This is a genomic window from Micromonospora sp. NPDC004551 (genome assembly GCF_040609975.1).
Taxonomy (GTDB): domain Bacteria; phylum Actinomycetota; class Actinomycetes; order Mycobacteriales; family Micromonosporaceae; genus Micromonospora.
The window spans coordinates 121,263-147,947 of sequence record NZ_JBEXLM010000015.1 but is presented as its reverse complement, the minus strand read 5'-3'; the positions used below and the strand labels follow the sequence as shown (position 1 = coordinate 147,947).

Sequence of the window (26,685 nt, the reverse complement as noted above, 5' to 3'; positions counted from 1 at the left end):
AGGAGGGCATGACCGACGCGTACGCGGACCGGATGCGCCGGCTCGCCGCCCAGCGCGACTGCGACACGGTGCTCTCCGGCGTGCGGCCGGCCTCGGTGCGGGAGCAGCTCGCGGCGCTCGGGGCGGCCGTCCCCGATGACCTGCTGCCCGACTTCTACGCCGAGGGCGGGGCGGTGGAGCAGCTCGAACGGCGGGTCGCCGACCTGCTCGGCGTGGAGGCGGCGGCCTTCTTCCCCACCGGCACCATGGCCCAGCAGGTAGCCATGCGCCACGGCGCCGAGCTGACCGGTCGCGACGGCGTCGGCCTGCACCCCCTCAGCCACCCGCTCATGCACGAGCGCGACGCGTACGCGGTGCTCGGTGGGCTGCGGGCGGTGCGGACCACGGCGGCGCCGCGCAACCCGACGGCCGAGGAGGTGGCCGAGCTCGACGAGCCGATCGGCACGCTCTTCCTGGAACTGCCGCTGCGGGACGCCGGGTTCGTCCTGCCGACCTGGGACGAGCTGGTCGCGGTGGTCGGCGCGGCTCGGGAGCGGGGCGTCCGGGTGCACCTGGACGGGGCCCGGCTCTGGGAGTCCACCGTCCACCTGGGGCACTCGGCGGCCGAGATCGCAGCCCTGGCCGACAGCACGTAGGTCTCGTTCTACAAGTCCCTGGGCGGTCACTCCGGCGCGGCCCTGGCCGGCGACGACGAGCTGGTCCGGTACGCCCGTGCCTGGCGGCACCGCTACGGGGGCACCCTGTTCCAGCAGTGGCCGGCCGCGCTCGCGGCGCTCGCCGGCCTCGACCGGGAGCTGCCCCGGCTGCCCGGTTACGTGGCGCACGCGAAGGTGGTGGCCGAGGCCCTGGCCACCCTGCCGGGCGCCCGGATCCATCCGGCGCCCCCACACACCCACCAGTTCCGGCTCTGGCTGCCGCATCCGGCGGACGACCTCAACGACGCCAACCTCGCGCTCGCCGAGGAGGAGAAGGCGTGGTTCGCCGGCGGCTGGCGGGACACCGAGGTGCCCGGCCTGGCGCTGACCGAGGTGACCGTGGCGGGCCCGGCGCTGGAGCTCGGCCCCGACCAGATCCTCGACCTGGCCGACCGGTTCCTGCGCCGGGTGGCACACAGCTGACCCAGCGGTCAGCCCGCGGAACGTGCCGGGCCGGCGTCCGCTGCCGGCGTCGCCGGGCCCGGCCGGTCCGCGGCCAGGGCCCGGAGCACGGCGCCCCCGTCGGCGAGCAGCGCCGACTCGGCGTCGTCGACGAAGGCGAGGTCCGCCTCGACGTGCCGGGCGGCGGCGGAGAGCAGCAGCCGGACCACCGGGTCCTCGGAGCGGCGCCGCAACCCGTCGAGGTTGCGCAACTCCCGCATGAGGTGGCCGCGCTGGTTGGCCAGCACGGTGCGGACGGTGGTGGCCTCGCCGGACCGGGCGGCGGCCGTCACCTTCAGGAAGAAGTCGTCCCGGAAGCCGCCGCTGCGCGGGCTGGGTTCGGCGAGCCAGCGGTCCAGCTCGGTCCGGCCGGCCTGGGTGATCTCGTAGACCACCCGGTCCGGCTTCACCGGCTGGGGATGCCGCTCGGCGACCACCAGCCCGTCCCGGGACAGTCGGTCGAGGATCTGGTAGAGGTGCCCGATGTTGAGCGGGCCCCACTGGGGGCCGACCGCCCCCTCGAAGGCGCCCTTGAGCTCGTAGCCGTAGCTGGGACCGCGGGCCAGCAGGGCCAGGACCGCGTGCTGTATCGCCACCGTCTCCTCCGATCCGGTTCCTGACAGGCGCCCCGGAGGGCCTTGCATTGTCACAATGTATCGCGCACAGTGTGAGTTCAGCACACGGGGAGGCGCGAATGTTCCACGTCATCTGGGGGCAGCTTCGTGGCCGTGCGGGACGGTCGGTGGCGCTGCTTGTCGGCGTACTGGTGGCGACCACCGGCTTCACGGTCCTGACCGGCGCCACCACGACCTCCCGGCTGGACGTCACCGGCACCGTCGAGCGGAACACCGAGGCGGCCTACCAGATCCTGGTCCGTCCGAAGGGGACGCGCACTCCGCTGGAGATCGAGCGGCGGCTGGTCCGCCCCAACTACCTCTCCGGCCTCTTCGGTGGCATCACCACGGCCCAGTACGAGCAGGTCAAGGCGGTGGACGGCGTCGACGTGGCCGCACCCATCGCGATGCTGGGCCACTCCACCGCACCGGTGCCCCTGTCGTTCGACGTCACCGGCGCCGTCGACCGGAGCCTGGACCGGCAGGTGATCCGCGTCGACCCCACCTTCGTCGCCGAACGCGGCCTCTCCACGGCGCCGGCCAAGCCGCGCTATGTGTACGTGACGAAGCACCGCCTCATCTACCCCCGCTACGACGGCGACCTGTCCGAGCAGGCGACGCCGTACACCGACGGCCGGTCGTACGCGTGGGATCACGTGTGCGGGCCCGTCCCGCGGGAGGTGCTCCCGGGCGGAGGGAGCCGCCCGATCTGCGATCCGATGTTCGGCGGCCTGCAGGCGAACCCGGCAACCCTCTCCGAGCGGACGGTGTGGAGCCTGGACTCGGTGCGGCTGCTGCCGGACGGCCGGTTCGAGACGGCCAACGGCCTGCTCACGCCGGACACCGGCCCCACCGCCACCGACCGCCTGGTGCTCACCTACCAGCTGACCGTGCCGCTGCTGATCGCCGCCATCGACCCCGCCGCCGAGAACCGGCTCGTGGGGCTGAACTCCGCGGTGGTCAGCGGGCGGCCGGTCCGGGCGGACGACCCGGTGGCCGAGCGCCGCGGCGGCACCGTGCTCACCCGTACCGCGCCGGCGCTCGTCACCAACCGTCCCTTCTTCGACAGCACGGTGCGCGCCCGGCTCACCCGGCTGCCCACGGCCCGGCCGGCCACCGTGCCGGCGATCGAACTCGAGCAGAACCTGGGTCGCGCCACCGGGATCCCGGCCGGCTCCGCCGAGGTCGACGCGGGCGCCGCCTACCGCGCCCAGCTGACGAAGGGAGTTGGCGGGGACACCTGCTGCCGCGGCCAGCTTCAGCGGGTCATCCAGGCGGGGCCGGTGACATACCGCGAGCTGCCGGACGGCACCCTGCGGGCCGACGCGGTGCCGCCCGCGGACCCCGAGGTGTACGGCGACAAGGCCACCCTCAACTTCCTGCCCCGGCCCTGGCTGGCCGAGGACACCGGCTCCCGGCCGCTCCGGGCCCTCGGCGGGAAGGACGGTGGCGTGGCCACGCAGTACCACCAGTGGCAGGCCGTCGGGGTGTTCGACCCGGAGAAGCTGGCCGGCTTCGGCGACGTGGGAACGGCCCCGCTGGAGACGTACGAGGCACCGCGCGCCGAGGGCGCGGACGAACGCAGCCGTGCCGCGCTCGGCGGCCGGCCCCTGGAGCCGAGCGGCAATCCGGCCGGCTACCTCTCCGTGCCGCCGCTGGTGCTCACCAATCTCGCCAGCGTGCCGAAGCTGCTGGAGGGCGGCAACAGCCCGCAACGCAGCGCGCCGATCAGCGCGATCCGGGTCCGGGTCGCCGGTGTGGACGGATACAGCGAGCACGCCGCGGAGCGGGTCCGGCTGATCGCCGAGCAGATCAACCGGGCGACCGGCCTGGAGGTCGACATCACGCTGGGCTCGTCCGCCGCCCCGCAGACCGTGGAGCTGCCGGGCGGCACGTTCGGCCGCCCCGACCTGCGGCTGACCGAGAACTGGTCGGCGCTGGGTGTCGCCTCGGCCATCGTCCAGGCGGTGGACCGCAAGAGCGTCGTGCTGTTCCTACTGGTGCTGGTGGTCTGCGTGCTCTTTCTCGGCAACGCCGTCTCCGCCGCCGTCCGGGACCGCCGCTCCGAGCTGGCGGTGCTGGCCTGCCTCGGGTGGCCGGCCCGTCGGATCGGGGCACTCATCCTCGGCGAGGTCGCGCTGCTCGGCCTCGCCGCCGGACTGCTGTCGCTCGGGCTCGCCATACCGCTCGGCGCCGCCCTCGGCATCGGCGTCGACTGGCGGCGGGCGTCGCTCGCCGTACCGGTGGCGCTGCTGCTCGCGCTGGCCGCCGGCCTGGCGCCGGCGCTGCGGGCGGCGCGCGCCCACCCGGCCGCCGCGCTCCGCCCGCAGGTCGCCACCGCCCGTTGGATACGCCGGCCCCGCACCCTGTTCGGGCTGGCCCTGGCCAACCTGGTACGCACCCCCGGGCGGACCCTGCTCGGTGCCGGCGCCCTGGCCATCGGCGTGGCGGCGCTGACCCTGGTGGCCGCCGTCGGGTACGCGTTCCGGGGCGCGATCGTCGGGACCCTGCTCGGTGACACGGTCGCGTTGAGCGTGCGCGGCGCCGACGCGCTGGCCGCCGGCGCGACCGTGCTGCTCGGCGCCGCCGCGGTCGCCGACGTGCTCTACCTCAACATCCGGGACCGGGCGGCCGAGCTGGCCACCCTGCGCGCCACCGGCTGGACCGACCTCGCGCTCGGCCGGCTGGTCGGCTACGAAGGGCTGCTGCTCGGCGGGCTCGGCGCCCTCGCCGGCGCCGGGCTGGGCACGGGCGGGGCGGCCTGGCTGGTCGGGGACGTCCCGGGCGCGCTGGTGCTGGTCGCCGCGCTGACGGCGACGGGCGGCGTGCTGCTCACCGCCGGCGCGGCGCTGGCGCCGGCCGCGTTACTGCGCCGGCTACCCACCGCACGACTGCTGGCAGAGGAGTGAGAGCCATGGACGAGAGCACCGCCGGTAGCCGCGTCGAGGCCGCGGGCCTGGTGAAACGGTTCGGGGCCGGCGCGGAGCGGATCACCGCCGTCGGCGGGGTCGCGCTGGAGATCACCGCCGGCTCGGTGGTGGCGCTGACCGGGCCGAGCGGTTCGGGCAAGTCCACGCTGCTGCACCTGATCGGCGCGATCGAGCAGGCCGACGACGGCACCGTGACGGTCGACGGGGTGGACGTGACCGGCCTGCGGCGGGCCGCGCTCGCCCGCTACCGGCAGCGCGTCGGGTTCGTCTTCCAGCGCTACCACCTGCTGCCCGCGCTCACCGTGCTGGACAACGTGATCGCGCCGGTCCTGCCGCGCCGGGGCCGCGCCGATCACGTGAACCGGGCCCGGGAGCTGCTCGACGCCGTCGGCCTGGCCGGCCGGGAACGGGCGCTGCCGGCGCAGCTGTCCGGCGGCCAGCAGCAGCGGGTGGCGATCGCCCGGGCGCTGATGGGCTCGCCCGGCCTGCTGCTCGCCGACGAGCCCACCGGCAACCTGGACTCGGCCACCGGCGCCCAGATCCTCGATCTGCTGCTCGACCTCCGCGATCGGCACGGGATGACGATCCTGCTGGCGACCCACGAGCGGGCCGTCGCCGCCCGCTGTGACCGGCTGATCCGGCTCGGCGACGGCCTGGTGGTGGAGGACGTCGACCTCACCGACGGTGAGGATCCCTCCACCACGTACGCCCGGGCCAGCACGCTGCGCCTCTGAACCCGGACGGCCGCGCGAGCGGCCGGGTCAGGCGACCGGGCTGGCGCTGCGGACCTGCTCGGCGATGCGCTCGGCCACCGAGCGGGCGGTCGCCTCGGTGGCGGCCTCGACCATGACGCGCACCAGCGGCTCGGTGCCCGACGGGCGGAGCAGCACGCGGCCGGTCTCGCCCAGCTCGGCCTCGGCCCGGTCCACCTCGGCCCGGACGGCCGGCGCGGCGGCGCCGACGGTGCGGTCGCCGACCGGCACGTTGATCAGCACCTGGGGCAGCTTGGTGACCACGGCGGCCAGGTCGGCGAGGGACTTGCCGGTGGCGGCCATGCGCGACATGAGGTGCAGGCCGGTGAGCACACCGTCGCCGGTGGTCGCGTAGGCCGGCATCACGATGTGTCCGCTCTGCTCGCCGCCGAGCGCCAGGCCGGAGGCGCGCAGCTCCTCCAGCACGTACCGGTCGCCGACCTTGGTCTCGACCAGCCGGATGCCCTGCGCGGACATGGCCAGCCGCAGGCCGAGGTTGCTCATCACGGTGGCGACCAGGGTGTCCCGGGTCAGCTCGCCGGCCTCCCGCATGGCCAGGGCGAGGATCGCCATGACCTGGTCGCCGTCGACCTCCTCGCCGTCGGCCGTGACCGCGACGCAGCGGTCGGCGTCACCGTCGTGGGCGATGCCGAGGTGCGCGCCGTGCTCGACCACGGCGGCGCGGAGCGCCTCGATGTGGTTGGAGCCGCACTCGTCGTTGATGTTCAGGCCGTCCGGCTCGGCGTAGATGGCGATCACCTCGGCGCCGGCCTCCCGGTACGCCACCGGGGCGACCTCGGCGGCCGCGCCGTTGGCGCAGTCGACCACGACCTTGATGCCGTCCAGCCGGTGCGGCACGGTGCCGACCAGGTGCTGGACGTAGTGGTCGGCGCCGTCGAGCAGGTCGTGCACGCGGCCGACCCCGGCGCCGATCGGGCGCTCCCAGGCGGTGGTGGCGTTCGCCTCGACGGCGGCCTCGATCCGCATCTCGATCTCGTCGGGCAGCTTGTGCCCGCCGGCGGCGAAGAGCTTGATGCCGTTGTCCGGCATCGGGTTGTGCGAGGCGGAGAGCATGACGCCCAGGTCGGCCTTGGCCTCGGCGGTCAGGAACGCCACCGCGGGGGTGGGCAGCACGCCGACCCGGACCACGTTGGCGCCGGCGCTGGTCAGGCCGGCGACCACGGCGGCCTCCAGCATCTCGCCGCTGGCCCGGGTGTCCCGGCCGACCACGGCGAGCGGGGGATGGCTCTTGTCGGTCTCGGCCAGCGTGTGGGCGGCGGCCACCGCGACCGCGAGCGCCAACTCCGGGGTGAGATCCGCGTTCGCCCGCCCGCGTACCCCGTCCGTGCCGAACAACCGACCCATACCCGCCAACCTCCGATGAAACTGCCGATGAGAGGAGAAAGCGGAACGGCCGGGCCACCTCCCGGAGTGGGAGGCGGACCCGGCCGTCCGTCAGAAGTACAAGGCGCTGGTGGTGATCAGCGCTTCGAGTACTGGGGAGCCTTACGGGCCTTCTTGAGGCCGTACTTCTTGCTCTCCTTGACCCGGGCGTCACGGGTCAGGAAGCCGGCCTTCTTCAGCGCCGGGCGGTCGTCGGGCTCGCTGACGATCAGCGCCCGGGCGATGGCGAGCCGCAGCGCGCCGGCCTGGCCGGTGGTGCCGCCGCCCCGCAGGTTGGCGATCACGTCGAAGGCCTCGGGCTTCTCGGCGGTGACCAGCGGGTCCTTGATGAGCTGCTGGTGCACCTTGCTCGGGAAGTAGGCCTCGAGGTCGCGGCCGTTGCAGGTGATCTTGCCGCTGCCCGGGACGATGCGGACCCGGACGATGGCCTCCTTGCGCCGACCCACGGTCTGGATCGGGCGGTCGCCACGAGGCGCGCGCGCGACGGGCGCCGGCGCCTCGGTGGCCTCGGGGGCGACCTCGGTGGCGGTGATGTCGGTCATGCTGCTTCCTTCGCCCGCGCTCACTGCGCGATCTGCTTGATCTCGAACGGCACCGGCTGCTGCGCGCCGTGCGGGTGCTCGGCACCGGCGTAGACCTTCAGCTTCTTGAGAATCTGGCGGCCCAGCTTGTTGTGCGGGAGCATGCCCTTCACGGCCAGCTCGATGGCCCGCTCGGGCCGCTTGGTCAGCAGCTCGTCGTAGCCGACCTGCTTCAGACCACCCGGGTAGCCGGAGTGGCGGTAAGCGATCTTGGTCTGGCGCTTGTTGCCGGTCAGCGCGACCTTGCCCGCGTTCACGATGACGACGAAGTCGCCCGTGTCGACGTGCGGCGCGAAAGTCGGCTTGTGCTTACCACGCAGCAGCGTGGCGGCGTGGGTCGCGAGGCGGCCCAGCACGACATCAGAGGCGTCGATGACGTGCCACTGACGCTCGATCTCACCCGGCTTCGGGCTGTACGTACGCACAGGTCTACCTTGTCTCGTCGTCGGTCTGGGGTCGCGCGCCGAGGTGACCAGGCGCGCACGAACGACCAAGCGTACCTGATGCGGCACGCCTAAGAATGTCGTACAACAGCAGGCAACGATACCCGGCCGCCCGGCGGCAGGTCAAAACGGGGTGTCACCCCGCGTGGCCTGCGCCTTTCCCATGGCGGAGGTCACACGCCGGCCAGTTTACGCGGCCCCGGCCGCAGATACACCGCCCAGGTCACCAGGAAACAGACCGCGTACCAGCCGATGAAGGCCAGGTAGGCGGCGTCAGCGGTCCCGGAGGCAAGGAACGACTGCCGGAACGCCACGTTCACCAGCACGCCGCCCGAGGCGCCGACCGCCCCGGCGATGCCGATGAGCGCTCCGGAGAGCCGCCGGGCCCGCCGCTCGGCGGTCTCCCGGTCCCCGGTCAGCTCCGCCTCGGCGGCGGCCCGGGCCCGGAAGATCGCCGGAATCATCTTGTACGTCGACCCGTTGCCGATCCCGGAGAAGACGAAGAGCGCCAGGAACCCGGTCAGGTAGAGCGGGAAGGACCGGTCCCGGGCGGCGTACAGCACCAGCGCGGCGCCGGCGGCCATGGCCACGAAGTTCGCGAAGGTGACGCGGGCCCCGCCGAGCCGGTCGGCGAGCTGGCCGCCGAACGGCCGGACCAGCGACCCGATGAGCGGCCCCAGGAAGGTCAGCCAGGCGGCGTCGACCGGGGTCGGGAACCGGTCGTGGAACTGGAGCTGGAGCACCTGGCCGAAGGCGAAGCCGAAGCCGATGAACGAGCCGAAGGTGCCGACGTAGAGCAGGGACATCACCCAGGTGTGCGGGTCGCGGGCCGCCGTGCGCAGCGCGCCGGGCTCGTTGCGCACCCCAGGGAGATTGTCCAGCCCGCGCGCCGCGGCCAGCGCCGCGAGCACGATCAGCGGCAGGTAGACCGCGGGCACCAGCCGGGGGTACGCGGCCCCGGCGGTGGCCAGCACCGCCAGCCCGACGAGCTGCACGGCCGGCACGCCGAGGTTCCCGCCGCCGGCGTTGAGCCCGAGCGCCCGGCCCTTCAGCCGCTCAGGGAAGAACAGGTTGATGTTCGCCATGGAGGAGGCGAAGTTGCCGCCACCCACGCCGGTCAGGCAGGCCAGCACCATGAGTGTGGCGTACGGCACGCCGGGCTCGATCAGCACCGCCATGGGCACGGCCGGCACCAGCAGCAGCAGCGCGCTCACGATGGTCCAGTTCCGTCCGCCGAACCGGGCCACCGCCAGGGTGTACGGCAGCCGCAGCACCGCGCCCAGCGCCGCCGGCACCGCGGTGAGCAGGAACTTCCCGGCCGGGTCGATGCCGTACTCGGGGCCCAGGAAGAGCACCATGACCGACCAGAGGCTCCACACGGAGAAGCCCACGTGCTCGGCGAAGATCGAGACGTACAGGTTGCGGCGGGCGACCGGCGCCCCGGTCGTGGCCCAGAACTCCGGGTCCTCCGGGCGCCATTCGGTGATCCGCCCCGGCCGGCCGGCGTCGGCCGGGGCCAGGGTGGCGGAAGCGAGCGTGCTCACGGCGTCTCCTCCTCGTCGATGACGAGGAGGACGTTAGGAACGGGCCGTTTCCCGGCCGTGCCCGTCGCGGGTCGGTGGGGAAACGGATATCGCACGTCCGCCGGCGGGCGGCGGTGAAGCGTTCAGATCTCCTGGAGGATGCGCAGCGCGCGGCCGACCCGCTGCATGGTCTCGGTGTCGGCGACGTCCACGCACTCCGTGAACCACTTCTTCATGGGCGAGGAGAGCCGGTCGGGCATCACCACGTAGCCGCCCATGGACACGGCCAGGGGCGAGTCGCGCAGCAGCGATTCCTCGACCACCTCGACCACGATCACGATCGGCACGGCGGTGGAGTTGTAGACGTCGGAGCTGATGACCAGGCCGAGCCGTTCCCGGGCGCCGGAGATGCGCCAGACCTCTCCCCTACGCAACACGCGGGCGTCCACCGCCGAACAGCGCGTCGTCCACCAGCGCGGCCTCCTGCGCGTCGGCCAGCGCGGCGGACTCCAGGTCCAGGCCGGCGCGGGCGACCGCCTCGGCGTGCGCGGTGAAGACCTCGCGCAGCGCCTTCTCCCGGGCGGCCTGGTCCATCCAGGCGGAGAGGGAGAGGCCCTCCCGCTTGGCGAACCGGCGCGCCTCCTCGATCGTCTCGTCGGAGAACGACAGTGTCACCTTGGCGGTCATGCCGGACAGATTACCCATGGGTATGACCGCCAGTCATCCCCGCTCGCACCCGTCATCGAACCGGACACCCGGCACGCTCAGGGACGGCGGCCTCCGAACACCGCGAAACGCCACTCCTTGAAGAAGCAGTCGACGTCGACCAGGCCGGCCTCGGTGAGCCACCGGCACTGGTCGGCCACCGGCGCGGGCCGGTCGTGGCGCATCCGCTCCCGGGCCCCGGCGATCTCCGCGGCGTCCGAGCCCAGTTCGGTGATCCGGGCCGTCCAGACCTCGTCGTAGCGCCGGTCCAGGGCCGGGGTCGGGCCGGCCACCTGCTCGGCGTTGACGAAGACACCACCGGGCGCCAGCGCACCGGCCACCCGACGGTAGAGCGCCTGCTTGCCGCCGTCGTCCAGGTGGTGGATGGCCAGCGCGGAGACCACCGCGTCGTAGCGGCCGGCGGGCAGGGGATCTGCCAGGTCGGTGAGCACGGTGCGGTGGGGCACCCGGCGGGCGGTCAGGTGACCGGTGGCCACCGCGAGCATGCCGGGCGCACCGTCGACAAGGGTCAGCCGGACGCCGGGGACCGCCGCGGCGAGCAGCAGGGAGAGCAGGCCGGTGCCCGCACCCAGGTCCAGCACCTCGGGGGTACGCCCCGCGGCGAGCGCCGCCCGCAGCGGTGGGGCGGCCACCTCGACCGCAGTGGCGTAGAAGGCGTCGAAGCAGGGCACCAGCCGGCGCCGGGCCGCGTCGTAGCTGCCCGCCACCGCGTCGAACGCGTCCGCCACACTCATCGCGTGCCTCCCAATATTCGAGATCATTGTCCCATATTCTAAGCCTTGCCGACCGGCCCGTCACTCCCGTGCGGTGTGAGGTGCTCTTGACAGGACCGAAACAGAAGGGACCCGGACCGGAAACCGCCTGACGGCACGCTTTTCCGACATGACAGACGGTGCACGCCTGGCGACGCAACCGGGGGCACGACCCCGGGAGGCGGTCACGCACTGTCCGTACTGCGCCCTCCAGTGCGGCATCGTGCTCCGCGAGAACGGGGAGCGCGTCGAGGTCGCGCCCCGGGACTTCCCCACCAACCGCGGCGGCCTCTGCCAGAAGGGCTGGACCGCCGCCGAGCTGCTCGACCACCCGGACCGGCTGACCACTCCACTGCTGCGCGACCGGCCCGGCGGTGAGCTGCGCCCGGCCACCTGGGACGAGGCGCTAGACCGGGTCGCCACCGGGCTGCGGGCGATCCAGGAGCGGCACGGTCGGGACGCGGTGGCGGTCTTCGGCGGCGGCGGGCTGACCAACGAGAAGGCGTACGCGCTGGGCAAGTTCGCCCGCGTGGCGCTGGGCACCCGGCACATCGACTACAACGGACGCTGGTGCATGTCCTCGGCCGCGGCGGCCGGGCTGCGGGCCTTCGGCGTCGACCGGGGGCTCCCCTTCCCCCTCGCCGACCTGGGCCGGGCCGACACCCTGCTGCTGGTCGGTGCGAACCCGGCCGAGACGATGCCGCCGCTCATGCGCCACCTCGCCGACCAGCGCGAGCGGGGCGGTCGGCTGATCGTTGTCGACCCCCGGCTCACCGCCACCGCCCGCCAGGCCGACCTGCACCTGCAACCGCTGCCCGGCACCGACCTGGCCGTGGCCAACGCGCTGCTGCACATCGCGCTCACCGAGGGCTGGCTCGACCGGGCGTACGTGGCCGGCCGGACCACCGGCTTCGACGAGGTCCGGCGCACCGTGGCGGGCTGCTGGCCGGCCGAGGCGGAACGGCTCTCCGGGGTGCCGGTGGCCGACCTGGAGGCGACCGCCCGCGCCCTGGCCACCGTGGACCGGGCGATCATCCTCACCGCCCGCGGCGCGGAGCAGCACGCCAAGGGCGTCGACACGGTCACCGCGTTCATCAACCTGGCGCTCGCCCTGGGCCTGCCCGGCCGCCCCGGCTCCGGCTACGGCTGCCTCACCGGGCAGGGCAACGGGCAGGGCGGCCGGGAGCACGGGCAGAAGGCCGACCAGCTCCCCGGCTACCGGCGGATCGACGACCCGGCGGCCCGCGAGCACGTGGCCGGGGTGTGGGGCGTCGACCCCGCGGCGCTGCCCGGACCGGGCGTACCGGCCTATCAGCTCCTCGACTCGCTCGGCACCGCCCACGGCCCCCGGGCGCTGCTGGTTTTCGGCTCGAACCCGGTGGTGTCGGCGCCCCGCGCGGCCCGGGTCGAGTCCCGGCTGCGCGACCTGGACCTGCTGGTGGCGGCGGATTTCCTCCGCTCCGAGACCGCCGAGCTGGCCGACGTGGTGCTGCCCGTCGCCCAGTGGGCCGAGGAGGACGGCACGATGACCAACCTGGAGGGCCGGGTGCTGCGCCGCCGCGCGCTGCGCGAACCACCCTCCGGCGTCCGCACCGACCTCGCGGTCCTCGCCGCCCTCGCCACCCGCCTCGGCGCGCCCGGCGCGTTTCCCACCGACCCGGCGGCGGTGTTCGAGGAGCTGCGCCGGGCCTCGGCCGGCGGGCCGGCCGACTACGCCGGGGTCAGCTGGGACCGGATCGACACCGGCACCGGCGTCTTCTGGCCCTGCCCCGACGAGAACGGACCGGACACCCCGCGCCTCTTCGCCGACCGGTTCCCCACCCCGGACGGCCGGGCCCGGTTCCGGGCCGTGACCCACCGGCCGGCCGCCGAGCCGGTCTGCGCCGACTACCCGCTGCACTTCACCACCGGCCGGGTGCTCGCCCACTACCAGTCCGGCGCGCAGACCCGGCGGGTCGCCGCGTTGCGCCGGGCCGCCCCCGGTGGCTTCGTCGAGCTGCACCCCGACCTGGCCGGCCGGCTCGGCGTGGCCGAGGGCGAGGAGGTCCGGGTGGTGTCCCGCCGGGGTGAGCTGCGCGCGCCGGCCCGGCTCAGCCCGGCGATCCGGCCGGACACGGTCTTCGCGCCGTTCCACTGGCCCGGCGCCGCGCGGGCGAACTCGGTCACCAACGACGCCGTCGACCCGGTCTCCGGGATGCCCGAGTTCAAGATCTGCGCCGTACGGGTGGAGAAGGCATGACCGCGCGCATCGTGATCGTGGGCTACGGCATGGCGGGCGCCCGCCTCGCCGCCGAGCTGCACGCCCGGGGCGGGGACCGGAAGGTGACCGTGCTCGGGGCCGAGCCGCACCGGGCGTACAACCGGATCCTGCTCTCCACGCTGCTCGCCGGGAAGATCGACGAGCCGGACGTGGAGCTGGTCGAGGTCGCCGGGCAGGGCGCGGACGTGCGCACCGGCACCGCGGTCACCGCGATCGACCGGGCCGCCCGGGAGGTACGCACCGCCGACGGCGACCGGCACCGCTACGACCACCTGGTCCTGGCCACCGGCAGCCGCGCCCTCGTGCCGCCGCTGCCCGGGCTCGACCCGCTGCCCGACCGGGTCGTCCCGTTCCGCACCCTGGACGACTGCCGGCGCATCCTCGCCGCCGCCCGGGGCGCCCGCCGGGCGCTGGTGCTCGGCGGCGGGCTGCTCGGGCTGGAGGCGGCCCGCGGGCTCGCCGCCCGGGGCCTCGACGTGACCGTGGTGCACCCCGTCGGCCACCTCATGGAACGGCAGCTCGACGAGCCGGCCGGAGCGGTCCTCGCCGGCACCCTCGCCGGGCTCGGGGTACGCACCCGGCTGGCGGTCACGGCGACCGGGGTGGCCGCCGACGCGGACGGCGTCCGCCTCGACCTCGGCGACGGCGACTCGCTCGCGGCCGACCTGCTGGTCCTCTCCTGCGGCGTACGCCCGGACACCGCGCTGGCGGCCGCCGCCGGGCTGGCCGTGGAGCGGGGGGTGGTGGTGGACGACCGGATGCGTACCAGCGACCGGCGGATCTCGGCCATCGGCGACTGCGCCCAGCACGACGGGACGCTGACCGGGCTGGTCGCCCCGGCGTGGGCGCAGGCCCGGGTGGTGGCCGAGGTGCTGACCGGCGGCGACCCGCTGGTCCGCTACCGGCCCCGGCCGGTGGTGACCCGGCTCAAGGCGGCCGGGATCGACCTCGCCGCGATGGGCGACGCGGCCGGCACGCCGGACGGGGGCGGGCCGGTCGAGGAGCTGACCTTCGCCGACCCGGCCCGGGGCACGTACGCCCGGCTGCGGATCCGCGACGAGCGGCTGACCGGGGCGATCCTGCTCGGCGACAACCCGGCGGTCGGCACCGTGGTGCAGCTCTTCGACCGGGGCGCGCCGGTGCCGGCGGACCGGCGCTCGCTGCTGCTCGGGCGGGCGTTCGGCGCCGCACCGGCCGCCCCCGCCGCGTCCCCGGCGCTGATGCCGGACGCGGCCACGGTGTGCCAGTGCAACGACGTGAGCAAGGGCGCGCTGGTGGCGTGCTGGCGCGCCGGTGCCCGGACCGTCGCGGAGCTGTCCGCGGCGACCCGCGCGGCCACCGGGTGCGGCGGCTGCCGGGACGCGGTGGCCGGCATCGCCGGGTGGCTCGCCGAGGTGGATCCGGCGCCGGGACAGCAGGAACCGAGAGCGGGGATGGACCGCGTGGAGGTGAGGCGATGAGCGGCGGCAGGCTGGTGGTCGTCGGCAACGGCATGGTCGGGCAGCGCTTCGTCGAGGCGTTGCGGGCCCGGGATCAGGAGCGGCGCTGGCGGGTCACGGTGCTCGGCGAGGAGCGGCGGCCGGCGTACGACCGGGTGCGGCTCTCCGCCTTCTTCGACGGTACGAGCGCCGAGGAGCTGAACCTGCACACCCCCGACGACGGGGTGGAGCTGCGGCTGGGCGAGCCGGCGCTGACCGTCGACCGGGCGCGGCGGGTGGTGCGGACCGCGGCCGGCGAGCACCCGTACGACGCGCTGGTGCTGGCCACCGGCTCGGCCGCGTTCGTGCCCCCGATCGGCGGCACCGACCTGCCGGGGGTCTTCGTCTATCGCACGCTGGACGACCTGGCGGCGATCCGGGCGCACGCCGGGGGCCGGCGCACCGGGGCCGTGATCGGGGGCGGGCTGCTCGGCTTGGAGGCGGCGAACGCGCTGCGCCTGCTGGGCCTTTCCACCAGCGTGGTGGAGTTCGCGCCCCGGCTCATGCCGGTGCAGGTGGACGAGGCGGGCGGGGCGATGCTCCGCCGCTACGTCGAGGAGCTGGGCGTCACGACGTACCTCGGGGTGGCCACCAGCGCGCTGCGCCCCGGCCCGGACGGGGCCGTCGGCGCGCTGGAACTCGCCGACGGCCGCACCGTCGAGGCGGACCTGGTCGTGGTGGCGGCCGGCATCCGGCCCCGGGACGAGCTGGCCCGCGCGGCCGGTCTGCCACTCGGGCCGCGCGGCGGGGTGCTGGTCGACGCCGGCTGCCAGACGGCTGACGAGCGGATCTGGGCGGTCGGCGAGTGCGCCGCCGTGGAGGGCACCTGCCACGGCCTGGTGGCCCCCGGCTACGCGACCGCCGAGGTGGTCGCCGACCGGCTGCTCGGCGGGGCGGCCACCTTCCCCGGCGCGGACACCGCCACCAAGCTCAAGCTGCTCGGGGTCGACGTGGCCTCGTTCGGCGACGCGCACGGCGTCACCCCCGGCTGCCTCGACGTCACCTTCACCGATCCGGCCACCCGGGCGTACGCGAAGCTGGTCCTCTCCGACGACGCGACGACGCTGCTCGGCGGCGTGCTGGTGGGCGACGCGAGCGCGTACCCCACGCTGCGGGCGAGTGTCGGCGGGCCGCTGCCCGCTCCCCCGCTGGCGCTGCTGGCCCCGGCGGGCGGTGCGGGCGCCGGGGCCGGCGCGCTGCCGGCCGCCGCGCAGGTCTGCTCGTGCAACGCGGTGACCCGGGCCGACCTGGACACGGCCATCGCCGGCGGGGCCACCGACGTGCCGGCGCTCAAGGCGTGCACCCGGGCCGGCACGAGCTGCGGTTCCTGCGTACCGATGCTCAAGCAGCTCCTCGACGCCGCCGGGGTGGCGCAGTCCCGCGCGCTCTGCGAGCACTTCGACGCCGGCCGGCAGGAGCTGTTCGACCTCGTCCGGGTCCGGGGCATCCGCACCTTCTCCCAGCTCATCGCCGAGCACGGGCGCGGGCGCGGCTGTGACATCTGCAAGCCGGTGGTGGCCTCGATCCTCGCCTCGCTCGGCACCGGGCACGTGCTCGACGGCGAGCGGGCGTCCCTCCAGGACACCAACGACCACTTCCTGGCCAACCTGCAACGCGACGGCAGCTACTCGGTGGTGCCCCGGATCCCGGGCGGCGAGATCACCCCGGAGAAGCTGATCGTGATCGGCGAGGTGGCCCGCGACTTCCGCCTCTACACCAAGATCACCGGCGGGCAGCGGATCGACCTGTTCGGCGCCCGGGTCGAGCAGCTCCCGCAGATCTGGCGCCGGCTGGTGGACGCCGGCTTCGAGTCCGGCCACGCGTACGGCAAGGCGCTGCGCACGGTCAAGTCCTGCGTCGGCGAGACCTGGTGCCGTTACGGCGTGCAGGACTCGGTCGGGTTGGCCGTGGCGCTGGAGCTGCGCTACCGGGGGCTGCGCGCCCCGCACAAGCTGAAGTCGGCGGTCTCCGGCTGCGCTCGGGAGTGCGCCGAGGCCCGGAGCAAGGACTTCGGCGTCATCGCCACCGAGACCGGCTGGAACCTCTACGTCGGCGGCAACGGCGGCTTCCGGCCGCGTCACGCCGACCTGTTCGCCACCGACCTGTCGACGGAGGCGCTGATCCGGCTGATCGACCGGTTCCTGATCTACTACATCCGCACGGCGGACCGGTTGCAGCGCACCGCCGCCTGGATCGAGGCCATGGACGGCGGCCTGGACCACCTCCGGTCGGTGCTCGTGGACGACTCGCTCGGCCTCTGCGCCGACCTCGACGCCGCCATGGCCCGGCACGTCGCCGGATATTCCGACGAGTGGCGGGACGTGCTGGAGGACCCGGAGCGGCTGCGCCGCTTCACCTCCTTCGTCAACGCCCCCGACGTGCCCGACCCGTCCATCACGTTCACGGTGGAGCGCGGCCAGCCGGTGCCCGCCCGGGACGCCGACGGCCGCCGGCGGCCGGTCGCGCTGGGCCTCCCGGAGGTACGGCGATGAGCGCCCCCACGATGCTGGCCTGGACGGCCGTCTGCCCGCTCGACCGGCTGGACCCGGACCGGGGCGTGGCCGCCCTGGTCGACGGGGTGCAGGTGGCCCTCTTCCGCACCGGCGGCGAGCTGTACGCGGTCGACAACCTCGACCCGGTGGGCGGCGCGCAGGTGATGTCCCGGGGCATCGTGGGCAGCCGCGGCGGCCTGCCGACGCTCGCCTCCCCGCTGCACAAGCAGGTCTACGACCTGACCACCGGACGGTGCCTGGACCTCCCCGGCGTGGCGCTGCGGCGGCACGAGGTGCGCTGCCGGGACGGCCTGGTCGAGGTGCGGTTGCGACAGGAGGAGTAGATGCGGGAGGAACTGGCGGGCTTCACCATCGGGGTCACCGCCGACCGGCGGCGCGACGAGCTGGCCGCGCTGCTCCAGCGCCGCGGCGCGCGCGTGGTGCTCGCCCCGGCGCTGCGGATCGTGCCGCTGGCCGACGACACCGACCTGCGCGAGGCCACCCGCGCCTGCTTGGAGCGCCCGCCGGACGTGCTGATGGCCAACACCGGGATCGGGATGCGCGGCTGGCTGGAGGCGGCCGAGGGCTGGGGGCTGGCCGAGCCGCTACGCGGTGTGCTGTCCCGGGCGTACGTGGTGGCCCGCGGTCCGAAGGCGACCGGGGCGATCCGGGCTGCCGGGCTGCGCGAGCACTGGTCACCGGCCTCGGAGAGCTGCGACGAGGTGGTCGAGCATCTGGTCCGGCGCGGGGTGGCCGGCCAGGTCGTCGCGCTGCAACTGCACGGTGAGCGGCAGCCGGAGTGCACCGAGGCGCTGGAGTCGGCCGGGGCCACGGTGATCGAGGTGCCGGTCTACCGCTGGGCGCCGCCGACCGACCCCGCGCCGCTGCACCGGCTCATCGACCTGGTCGCCGGGCGGATGGTCGACGCCGTCACGTTCACCTCCGCGCCGGCCGCCGAGGCGCTGCTCCGGGCGGCCGGTGACCGGACCGAGACGGTGCTGGCGGCGCTGCGCGGGGACGTGCTGGCCAGTTGCGTCGGCGCGGTGACGGCCGAGCCACTGGTGCGGCGGGGGGTGCCGGTGAGCGCGCCGAACCGGGCCCGGCTCGGCGCCCTGGTCCGGACGATCGTCGACGAGCTGCCCCGCCGGACGGTGACCGTGAAGGCCGGCGGGCACCTGCTGACCCTGCGCGGCCACGCCGCGGTGGTGGACGGCGAGCTGCGGCCGCTCGCGCCGGCCCCGATGGCGGTGCTGCGGGCGCTCGCGGCCGCGCCGGGGAAGGTACTCTCCCGGACCGCCCTGCTGCGTACCCTGCCTCGGGGCGCGGACGAGCACGCGGTGGAGATGGCGGTCGCCCGCCTGCGGGTCGGGCTCGACGCCCCCCGCGTGGTGCAGACCGTGGTCAAGCGCGGCTACCGGCTGCGGGTCGACTGACCCGCCGCCGGGCGGAGGGTTCAGCCGACCGGGGCCGCGAAGCCGTGCTCGGCCTGGAGCCGGAGCATGGCGTGCTCGACCACGGTCACCAGCACCTGCTTGACCGACTCGCGCCGCCGGGCGTCGCACATCACCAGCGGCACGTCCGGCGAGATCGCCAGCGCCTCGCGGACCTCCTCCAGCTCGTACTGCGGCGCGTCGTCGAACCGGTTCAGCGCCACCACGTACGGCAGGTTGCGGTTCTCGAAGTAGTCCAGCGGCGCGAAGGCGTCGGTGATCCGGCGGGTGTCCACCAGGACGGCCGCGCCCACCGCACCGCGGATGATCTCGTCCCACATGAACCAGAAGCGGGTCTGGCCCGGCGTGCCGAAGAGATAGAGGATCAGGTCCTCGGCCATGGTGATCCGGCCGAAGTCCATGGCGACCGTGGTGGTCTCCTTGCCGGGCACCTTCGACGGGTCGTCGATGCCGACACCGGCCGCCGTCATGAGCGCCTCGGTGGTCAGCGGCTGGATCTCGGAGATCGCGCCGACCAGGGTGGTCTTGCCCACGCCGAAGCCGCCCGCGATGACGATCTTCGCGGAGATGATCTCCCGGCTGCGGTTCGCCCCGGCGGGGTCATAGTTCGCGAAGTCCACTTAGCACCCTTCCAAGCAGGTTCATCCGCGCCGCGAACCCCGTCGCGGGAGCGGCAGTGTGTAGCGTCAGCAGGCCCTCGGCCACCATGTCGGCGACCAGCACCCGGGTGACGCCCAGCGGCATCCGGGTGTAAGCGGCGATCTCCGCCAGCGACTGTGCCCGGCCCTCACAGACCGAGGCGATGCGGTACTTGTCGTGGCCGGCGAACCGCGCCTCGGCCGACTGGGTGGGCGTGCACGACAGCACCGCCTCGAGCGCGATGTTCTGCAACGGCTCGGTGCGGCCACGGGTGACCGCGTAGGGCCGCACCAGCGCGCCACGCGGGTCCCGTCGTGGTTCCATCTCGCGATCACCTCCCCTCGTACGGAGCCCGGCGGGCTCCGGATCACCTGGTCACGGACTGCCGGTCAGGGCCGGACGGCGTCCCTCGGCAGCGGCACCAGCGCCTGGCCGACCCGTTCCACCAGCAGCGCCATCTCGTAGCCCACCTGGCCGACGTCGCAGCTCCGCGCGGCCAGCACGGCCATCGACGAGCCGTCGCTGATCGACATGAGGAAGAGGTAGCCGCTGTCCATCTCGATGACGGTCTGGAGCACCCCGCCGGCGCTGAACATCCGGGCGGCACCCTCGGTCAGGCTCACCACACCGGAGGTGATCGCGGCGAGCTGGTCGGCCCGGTCCCCCGGTAGATCGCGGGAGGAGGCGAGCAGCAGCCCGTCCGCGGACACCGCCACCACGTGGGCGATGCCCGCCACGCTGTCGGCGAAGTTGGTGAGCAGCCAACCCATGTCCTGCATGGCCGCTGGCCTGTTCATCGGTTCGTCTCCTTGGTCGAGGTGCTGTTCAGATCCGCGCCGGCCGTCCGACCCCGCTGCACACCGCGGTGGTAGGCCGACAGCAGGCCGCGTACTTCGTCCGGGGTGCGCCGGGCGCTGGCCCGGCTGCCCTTCGGCTCGATGCCGCCGGGCACGAGCTGGGCCTGCGGCACCCGCTTGGGCAGGCCGGAACGGGTGGTGCCGGCGTTGCTGGGCTCCGCGGCCCGGCTGGCCCGCGACCATCCCTCGTCGGCCGCCGTGCGCCAGGCCTCCGGGTCGATCGCCGGCGGCGTCGGGGCCGGCGGGGGTACGGCCGCGGCGGGCGGCGCGGACGGAACCACCGGCGGGGTGTACGGCGGTGGCGTGGTCAGCCCCGCCGCCTGGGCGCCCGGGGTGCGGGTCGGCAGCGGCGGGAGCGGCGACTGGGCGACGGGCTGCGCCGCGGGCTGCGCCGTGGCGGCGGGCTGCGCCGGCTCGTCGTCGAACTGGGGGCGGGTGAAGATGGTGGTCTCGTCGTCGCCGTGCGAGCGGAACCAGACCGCCTCCATCTCCCGGAAGATCGGCGCCTCGGCCCGCCGGGCCGGCCGGGCCACCACGGGGGCCGCCGGTGCGGGCTCGACCGCCGGGGCGACCGGCTGGTAGGCCGGCGGCGCCACCGGGGCCGGAGCGGCGCTCGCCGCCTCACCACCCGGGGTCCGGTGGGGCAGCGGATCGAGGGTGGGGTGCGCGTGGGTCGGCCCACCCGTCGACCAACCGGCGCCGGACACCGGGGCAGGGGCGGCGGAGACGGGCGGCGCCGAGGGGACCGCCGCGGGCGCCGGCACGGTGGGCAGCGCGCCGGTCGCGCCGCCGAACTGCACGGGCGGGGCGGTGTCACGGGCCTCGGCGGGCGCCTGCCAGCGGGCGGGCGGCGGGGTGGCGGTGCTGCGCCACTGGTCGGCCAGGGTGGCCGTGCCGGCCCGGCCGGCGCCGGCCAGCGCGTCGGCGGCGCCGACCTGGCTGAGCGGAGCCTGCTCGACGGCGAGCGGCTGGCGCGGGCGGGTCAGCGGGGCCTGGCCCCGGTTCGCCGGCAGCACCACGGTGGCGTTCGGCAGGGTGACCTGGGCGACCGTGCCACCCTCGACGTTGCGACGCAGCTCGACGCGGATCCCGTAGCGGGAGGCGAGCCGGCTGACCACGGCCAGGCCCATGAGCCGGAACGCGGCCACATCGACCGTGGGCGGGGCCGCCAGCCGGCGGTTCAGCGAGTCGAGCTGTTCGTCGCTGAGCCCGAGGCCGCGGTCCTCGACCTGGATCAGCACGTAGTCGCGGATCCGGCGGCCGTCGGCCACCACGATGGTGTTCGGCGGCGAGAACCGGGTGGCGTTGTCGAGCAGCTCGGCGACCAGGCGGACCACGTCGTTGACGGCGTGCGCGGCGACCGAGATGTCGGTGTCGACGGTGCCGAACTCGATCCGGTTGTAGAGCTCCACCTCGGACTGTGCGGCCCGCAGCACGTCGACGAGGAGCGCGTCGTCTCGGCGCGGCACGGCCGAGTCGGCCCCGGCCAGCACCAGCAGGTTCTCGTCGTTGCGGCGCATCCGGGTGGCCAGGTGGTCCAGCTCGAAGAGCTGGGCCAGCCGCTTCGGGTCCTCCTCGCCGCGCTCGATCGCGTCCAGCTCGCCGATCATCCGGTCGACCAGGCTCTGCGAACGGCGGGCCAGGTTGAGGAACATCGCCGAGACGCTGGTGCGCAGTGCGGCCTGCTCGGCCGCCACCCGGACCGCCTCCCGGTGGACCACGTTGAAGGCCGACGCCACCTGGCCGACCTCGTCGCGGTTGGTCAGCTTGATCGGGTCCCGGACCTGCTGGACGATCTCGTCCACACCGCCGTCGCCGATGGCGTTGACGTTCTGGAGCCGGCTCACCGCGTCGGGCAGGTCGTGGTTCGCCACCGCCAGCGCGCCCTCGCGCAGCCGGCGCAGCGAGTCGTTGAGCGAGCGGGCCAGCACCACGGCCAGCGTCACCGCGATGGCCAGGGTGAGCAGCACGAGCAGGCTCTCCACGACGGCCTGCCGGATGACGTCGGCGCGCACCGCGTCGACGTCGGCGAGCAGCTGGTTCTGGAGCTGGATCTCGGCCCACCGCATCAGGTCGCCGACCGCGCCGACGGCCGCGGCGGCCTCGTCCCGGGTGACCAGCGGGGCCTGCCCGACCGAGCGGGAGATGTCGTTGGCGACCCGGTCGCCGAGCTGCACGGCGTCACCGGAGACGGTGCGGTCCACCAGGGACCGCTGGGCCGGCTCGGCTGCCCGGGAGAAGGACAGCAGGGCCTCCTGCTGGCCGGTCAGGGTGGCCACGAAGGACGAGAACTGCTCCTCGTCGATCCGGCCGGTGGAGAGCGCGGTGTAGGCGACCGCCTCCTCCTCGGCGACCTCCGCCTTGGCGTGGGCGAAGGCGGCCACCGCACGACGGGCGTCGGCGAGACCCTCCGCGCCCGGCTGCTGGGCCAGCGTGTCGCCGTACGCGACGAGGTCGTCGAGGATGATGCCGTAGCGCAGGCTCGCCTCGGAGACGGGCATCTGCTGCCGGTCCAGCACCTCCTGGCGGGTGCCGTTGAGCGTCTCCAGGTGGTCGTCGATCACGTCGAGGCGGTCGCGCACCGAGGCCGGGACGTCGCCCAGCCGCCGCTGCTCGTCCCGGTAGGCCGCGATGCGCTCGTCGGTGCTGCGGACCCGCAGGTTGTAGGCGTCCGGCTTCTGGTTCGGCGCGGCCAGGAAGGAGGCCGCGGCCATCCGCTCCTTGTGCAGGTCCTGGGTGAGCGCCGAGACGTCGATCGACAGCGCGGTCAGCGACCGCATCCGGTTGGCCTCGTACGCGCCCTCGCCGACCGAGACGAGTCGGATTGTTGCCAGTGCGATGACAGCCGCCACCGGAACGACGAGAATGAGCGCAAGCTTGGAACGGATCCGCGCGTCACGCAGCCGAGGCAGTCGCCGTCGCCGGTTCCGCTGATCGGCGTCGGGGCTCTCGGGCAGGGTCGTAGGTCCGGTGCTCACGACATCGCCTCCGTCGTTTCTTCCACGCTTGACCCGCCCACCCGTGCCTGGTGCAGCGGCCAGCGCCACGCGCGGCACGGCCGGAATTTCATCAGACGAGATCGCGTTTGGGAAGCGGCAGTGAGGCAGGAAACGGTCGGGGCCGACGCAACCCGTGATCCGATCACCTAATACCTTCTTTTCTCCAGCCCTCTGAACAGGGCATGTAACTCCAGAGTGGCCGGACGTATCTGCGCAGTAATTGTTGGTTAACGTTCCGTGTCCCCAACATGTGGGACAGCTGTCCCGAAACCGCTCCCGACATCCGCGCTTGACCACAGGGCCCGGCATTGGCAAGGTTTTGCAGGCTTCGCGCACACCGTACGGCACACGAATCCCGTACCTCCACTGAGGACGGACAAGCGGCGGTGATCGGGCGTTCGGCCCGCGCCGCACCTGGAGGACTGAGTTGAGCCCCATCCGCTCCGCGAGCATCGCGGTGCTCGCATCGGCCATGCTGGCCGCCACGCTCACCGGCTGCGGGATCGGCGAGGAGCCGCAGGACACCAGCCCGATCGTGATCGCGGCGGACCTCGAACTGTCCGGCGCCTCCGCGTCGATCGGCAAGGTGTACCAGCGGGCCCTGGAACTGAAGGTCGAGCAGTTGAACTCCTCCGGCGCACTCGGTGGCCGGAAGATCGAACTGAAGGTGAAGGACAACCGCTCCGACGCCGCCGAATCGTTGCGGAACATCAACGATTTCAGCGGTGACTCGTCGGTGAGCGCCATCATCATGGGCGGCTGCAACGAATGTGCGATCGGTGCCGTCCGCACCATCGGCGAGAAGCGCATTCCCACCATCGCGCTCGCCTCCTCCGGGGAGGTCACCGAACCGGTCGCCGATCGCCGCTATGTCTTCAAGCTGGCGCCGAATGCGGCCGACAGCGCCGCCGCACTCACCAGCGAGCTGACCCGGCGCAACATCCGCAAGGTGGCCGTCCTGCACAGCGACGACAAGTACGGCAAGGAGGGGCTCGCCGCGTTGAACGGCGAGTTCACCAAGGCCGGCATCAAGCTGTCCCGCGCGGAATCGGTGCGGACCACCGACACCGAGGTCAGCACCCAGATCGACAGCCTGGTCGCCAAGAAGCCCGACGCGCTGATCGTCTGGACCCCGCCCGAGCAGGCGGCGCTGGCGGCCTCCACCGCCCGGCAGAGCCGCTACACGAAACCCCTCTTCTTCGACGCCTCGGCGGCCGGTGACCTCTTCCTGGGCGCCTCCGCCCGGTCCACCGAGCAGGCCACGCTGATCTTCACCCAGACCATGGTGATCGACGACGTCATCGCCACCACCCCGGCCAAGGCCGCCCGGCGGCAGTGGTTCCAGGAATACACCGCCCGGTTCGGCGGCTACAACGGCTACTCCTCGTTCGCCGCGGACGCCGTGCAGCTCATCGCCGACGCCGAACTGCGGGCCGGCGGCGAGCCGGGCCGGGTCGACCGGGGCGCCCTGCGCGAGGTCCTGGAGACCGCACAGCTCGACGGCCTCTCCGGGCCGATCCGGATGACCCCGGACAACCACTCCGGCCTCATGCCGCAGGCGCTGACCACGCTCGTCGCCCGAGGCGGGCGCTGGCGCCTGGCGGGCTAGCCGCCGTGGGCCCCGGCCGGAAGCGCCCGCTTCCGGCCGGGGCGACGGGGTCAGCGGGCGGAGGTGGTGGCCCGCACCCACGGCAGGGCGAGGCGCTCGACCAGGCTGAGGGCCGAGTAGAGCAGGATGCTCATCACCGCCACCAGCACGATGGCCGCCCACGCCGTCGCGGTGTCACCCACGCCGTTGTACTGGAGGATCTGGAAGCCCAGCCCCGGCCGGTCCGAATAGAACTCCCCGATCACCGCACCGATGGCGGCCAGCGGCATGGCCACCTTCAGCCCCACGAAGATCTGCGGCAGCGCGGCCGGGAGGCGCACCTTCCGGAACGCCTGCCACCAGGACGCGTTCAGCGAGCGGCCCAGCTCGGCCAGGTCCGCGGGGGTGGTGGTCAGCCCGGTCGCCGTGGACAGCACGATCGGGAAGAAGCAGAGCAGGAACACCATGGTCAGGATGGGCTTCTGGCCCCAGCCCACGGCGACCACCAGCAGCGGACCGAAGGCGATCTTCGGCACCGCGTTGACCGCCACCAGCAGCGGGGCGAACATCCGCTCCACCCGGCTGGACGCGGCCAGCGCCATCCCGATGAGCACCCCGGCGAGCGTCGAGAGCAGGAAGCCGAGCAGGGTCATCCAGGTGGTGATGCCCAGCGCCGGCAGCAGCACCTCGGTGGTGCCGACCAGCGAGCGCCACACCGCCTGCGGCGGCGGCAGCGCGGCCGGGTGGACCAGGTGCAGGCCCGACGTGACCAGCCACCAGACGGCCACCGCGATGACGAGTCCGAGCGCCGGCAGGCCCACCGCCGCCGGGCGTACGGGGAGCCGGCGCGGGGCGGCGGTGGGCTCCGCCGGCGCCGGCGCCTCGGCCCGGGTCCCGGTCAACTGCGTCAACGTGTCCTCCTCTCTCGGCCGGCACGACGACCGGCACGCGAAGGGGGTGCGCCCCACCGGGTGTCCCGGCGGGCCGCACCCCCGTTGCCCGAGCCGGCCGGTCAGGCCTTCGGCGCGAGGTTGAAATCGATGATCTGGTCGGGGGTGAGGTTCTGCTTGAGCGCACCCGCACCCTGGAGCAGCGCGATGCTCTTGGCGACCCGGCCGCTGTCCAGCGTGCCGATCGCGGTGCCGGAGTTGCTGGAGCGGACGTACGCGGCCATCAGCTGGAGCTCGGCGGAGGACGCGGCCGGGTTGGCTGCCGGCACGTTCTTCTTCAGGATCTCGCCCGCCTCGTCCGGGTGGGCCAGCGAGTATTCGAGGCCCTTGAGCAGCGCTGCGGTGAAGCGCTTGACCATCTCCGGCTTCTCCTTGGCGATCTTGGTGGAGGTGATCAGCGCGTTGCCGTAGAGGTCCTGCATCACGTTGCTGTAGGGCAGCAGGACGGGCTTCTTCTTGGCCACCGCCTCGACGGTGGGCTGGCCGACCACGAACTGGCCGATGCCGTCGACCGCGCCGGAGCCGAGCATGCCGATGAGGCCCTGCGCCTCACCGTTGACCCAGGTCACCTTGCTGGCGTCGATGCCGGCCAGCCGGGCGTACGTCGGGAAGAGGTTGCGCACGACGGAGGTGGGGGTGTCCGCGAGCTTCTTGCCCTCGAGGTCCTTCGGGGTGGCGATGTTCTTGCCCTCGACGGACACGATGGCGGCCATGGTGCGCTGCTGGATCGCCGCCACCGCGACGAAGTCCTTGGCCTGGCCGTTGCCGAGCTGGAGGATGCCGCCGGTCAGGTCGATCGGGCCGAAGTCGGCCTGGCCGCCGGTGATGGTCTGGATGACCGAACCGGTGCCCTGCCCGGGCTTGATGTCGACGTCGAAGCCGGCCTCCTTGAAGAAGCCCTTCTCCTTCGCCACCCAGGCGTAGGAGTCACGGCCGAAGTTGCCGAACGAGGTGAGGTAGGTCACCTTCTCCAGTGCCGCACCGTTGCCGGTCTTGGCGTCGTCCGACTTGTCCGAGTCGCTGCTGCAACCGCCGACGAGGGCGAGGGCGGTGGCCAGCGCCGCGGCGGCGACCGTACGGGTCAGCCTTCTCATCAGTGCACCATGTCCT

Annotated in this window: 22 protein-coding genes and 1 pseudogene; 9 read left to right on the top strand and 14 right to left on the bottom strand. The window is 74.0% G+C overall.

Annotation, left to right across the window (positions count from 1 at the left end; genetic code table 11):
• Window positions 1-8: 8 nt before the first annotated feature.
• Window positions 9-1,118 (top strand): annotated as a pseudogene (locus tag ABZW14_RS19475) (beta-eliminating lyase-related protein).
• A gap of 8 nt (window positions 1,119-1,126) precedes the next feature.
• On the opposite strand, the gene ABZW14_RS19470 reads toward ABZW14_RS19475, so the two are convergent.
• Window positions 1,127-1,732: a PadR family transcriptional regulator gene (locus ABZW14_RS19470; protein ID WP_355348044.1), complete on the bottom strand. Its 606-nt coding sequence runs from the start codon at window positions 1,730-1,732 to the stop codon at window positions 1,127-1,129.
• Between the two features lie 98 nt (window positions 1,733-1,830).
• On the opposite strand from ABZW14_RS19470, the gene ABZW14_RS19465 reads away from it, so the two are divergent.
• Window positions 1,831-4,659, top strand: coding sequence for an FtsX-like permease family protein (locus ABZW14_RS19465; RefSeq protein ID WP_355348041.1), 2,829 nt, complete (start codon window positions 1,831-1,833; stop codon window positions 4,657-4,659).
• 5 nt (window positions 4,660-4,664) lie between these two features.
• Complete coding sequence (locus ABZW14_RS19460) at window positions 4,665-5,414, top strand: ABC transporter ATP-binding protein (protein ID WP_355348038.1); 750 nt, start codon at window positions 4,665-4,667, stop codon at window positions 5,412-5,414.
• Between the two features lie 27 nt (window positions 5,415-5,441).
• On the opposite strand, the gene glmM is transcribed toward ABZW14_RS19460, so the two are convergent.
• From glmM to ABZW14_RS19425, 7 genes are all read right to left on the bottom strand, one after another.
• Window positions 5,442-6,797: a phosphoglucosamine mutase gene (glmM, locus tag ABZW14_RS19455; RefSeq protein ID WP_355348035.1), complete on the bottom strand. Its 1,356-nt coding sequence runs from the start codon at window positions 6,795-6,797 to the stop codon at window positions 5,442-5,444.
• A gap of 116 nt (window positions 6,798-6,913) precedes the next feature.
• Window positions 6,914-7,378, bottom strand: a complete 465-nt coding sequence (gene rpsI / locus ABZW14_RS19450) for a 30S ribosomal protein S9 (RefSeq protein WP_088991922.1) — start codon at window positions 7,376-7,378, stop codon at window positions 6,914-6,916.
• Between the two features lie 20 nt (window positions 7,379-7,398).
• Entirely contained in the window at window positions 7,399-7,842 is a 444-nt protein-coding gene (gene rplM, locus ABZW14_RS19445) for a 50S ribosomal protein L13 (RefSeq protein ID WP_091262713.1), read from the bottom strand.
• Window positions 7,843-8,033: 191 nt separating this feature from the next.
• Window positions 8,034-9,404, bottom strand: coding sequence for a nitrate/nitrite transporter (locus ABZW14_RS19440; RefSeq protein WP_355348032.1), 1,371 nt, complete (start codon window positions 9,402-9,404; stop codon window positions 8,034-8,036).
• 122 nt (window positions 9,405-9,526) lie between these two features.
• Entirely contained in the window at window positions 9,527-9,832 is a 306-nt protein-coding gene (locus tag ABZW14_RS19435) for a hypothetical protein (protein ID WP_355348029.1), read from the bottom strand.
• Window positions 9,810-10,070 carry a DUF6364 family protein gene (locus tag ABZW14_RS19430; RefSeq protein ID WP_355348026.1) on the bottom strand — a complete coding sequence of 87 codons (261 nt, stop codon included), beginning with the start codon at window positions 10,068-10,070 and terminating at the stop codon, window positions 9,810-9,812. The genes ABZW14_RS19435 and ABZW14_RS19430 overlap by 23 nt, the downstream gene beginning before the upstream one ends.
• A gap of 77 nt (window positions 10,071-10,147) precedes the next feature.
• Complete coding sequence (locus ABZW14_RS19425) at window positions 10,148-10,843, bottom strand: class I SAM-dependent methyltransferase (protein ID WP_355348023.1); 696 nt, start codon at window positions 10,841-10,843, stop codon at window positions 10,148-10,150.
• Between the two features lie 148 nt (window positions 10,844-10,991).
• On the opposite strand from ABZW14_RS19425, the gene ABZW14_RS19420 reads away from it, so the two are divergent.
• Genes ABZW14_RS19420 through ABZW14_RS19400 form a run of 5 tightly spaced genes read left to right on the top strand, consistent with a single transcriptional unit; the run spans window position 10,992 to window position 18,524 of the window.
• The gene (locus tag ABZW14_RS19420) at window positions 10,992-13,100 is read left to right on the top strand and encodes a molybdopterin oxidoreductase family protein (RefSeq protein ID WP_355348020.1); all 2,109 of its coding nucleotides are present in this window, start codon (window positions 10,992-10,994) and stop codon (window positions 13,098-13,100) included.
• A complete protein-coding gene (locus tag ABZW14_RS19415; protein ID WP_355348017.1) occupies window positions 13,097-14,581 on the top strand; it encodes an FAD-dependent oxidoreductase in 1,485 nt (494 codons plus the stop codon). Before ABZW14_RS19420 ends, ABZW14_RS19415 begins: the two co-directional genes overlap by 4 nt.
• Window positions 14,578-17,091, top strand: coding sequence for a nitrite reductase large subunit NirB (gene nirB / locus ABZW14_RS19410; protein ID WP_355348014.1), 2,514 nt, complete (start codon window positions 14,578-14,580; stop codon window positions 17,089-17,091). Before ABZW14_RS19415 ends, nirB begins: the two co-directional genes overlap by 4 nt.
• Window positions 17,088-17,435, top strand: coding sequence for a nitrite reductase small subunit NirD (nirD, locus tag ABZW14_RS19405; RefSeq protein ID WP_189195451.1), 348 nt, complete (start codon window positions 17,088-17,090; stop codon window positions 17,433-17,435). The genes nirB and nirD overlap by 4 nt, the downstream gene beginning before the upstream one ends.
• Window positions 17,436-18,524: a uroporphyrinogen-III synthase gene (locus tag ABZW14_RS19400; protein WP_355348011.1), complete on the top strand. Its 1,089-nt coding sequence runs from the start codon at window positions 17,436-17,438 to the stop codon at window positions 18,522-18,524.
• A 20-nt stretch (window positions 18,525-18,544) separates the two neighbouring features.
• Here the strand turns inward: ABZW14_RS19400 and ABZW14_RS19395 are convergent, their stop codons facing one another.
• From ABZW14_RS19395 to ABZW14_RS19380, 4 genes are all read right to left on the bottom strand, one after another.
• Window positions 18,545-19,162: an ATP/GTP-binding protein gene (locus ABZW14_RS19395; RefSeq protein ID WP_151463698.1), complete on the bottom strand. Its 618-nt coding sequence runs from the start codon at window positions 19,160-19,162 to the stop codon at window positions 18,545-18,547.
• Entirely contained in the window at window positions 19,143-19,505 is a 363-nt protein-coding gene (locus tag ABZW14_RS19390) for a DUF742 domain-containing protein (protein ID WP_091262733.1), read from the bottom strand. Before ABZW14_RS19390 ends, ABZW14_RS19395 begins: the two co-directional genes overlap by 20 nt.
• A gap of 65 nt (window positions 19,506-19,570) precedes the next feature.
• The gene (locus ABZW14_RS19385) at window positions 19,571-19,978 is read right to left on the bottom strand and encodes a roadblock/LC7 domain-containing protein (protein ID WP_091262735.1); all 408 of its coding nucleotides are present in this window, start codon (window positions 19,976-19,978) and stop codon (window positions 19,571-19,573) included.
• A complete protein-coding gene (locus ABZW14_RS19380) occupies window positions 19,975-23,016 on the bottom strand; it encodes a sensor histidine kinase (RefSeq protein ID WP_355348007.1) in 3,042 nt (1,013 codons plus the stop codon). The genes ABZW14_RS19385 and ABZW14_RS19380 overlap by 4 nt, the downstream gene beginning before the upstream one ends.
• A 448-nt stretch (window positions 23,017-23,464) precedes the next feature.
• Here ABZW14_RS19380 and ABZW14_RS19375 point away from each other — a divergent pair, with 448 nt between their 5' ends.
• Window positions 23,465-24,646, top strand: coding sequence for an ABC transporter substrate-binding protein (locus tag ABZW14_RS19375; RefSeq protein WP_355348004.1), 1,182 nt, complete (start codon window positions 23,465-23,467; stop codon window positions 24,644-24,646).
• A gap of 50 nt (window positions 24,647-24,696) precedes the next feature.
• Here the strand turns inward: ABZW14_RS19375 and ABZW14_RS19370 are convergent, their stop codons facing one another.
• Window positions 24,697-25,527 carry an ABC transporter permease gene (locus ABZW14_RS19370; RefSeq protein WP_355348124.1) on the bottom strand — a complete coding sequence of 277 codons (831 nt, stop codon included), beginning with the start codon at window positions 25,525-25,527 and terminating at the stop codon, window positions 24,697-24,699.
• A gap of 110 nt (window positions 25,528-25,637) precedes the next feature.
• Window positions 25,638-26,669, bottom strand: a complete 1,032-nt coding sequence (locus tag ABZW14_RS19365; RefSeq protein WP_355348001.1) for an ABC transporter substrate-binding protein — start codon at window positions 26,667-26,669, stop codon at window positions 25,638-25,640.
• Window positions 26,670-26,685: the final 16 nt, after the last annotated feature.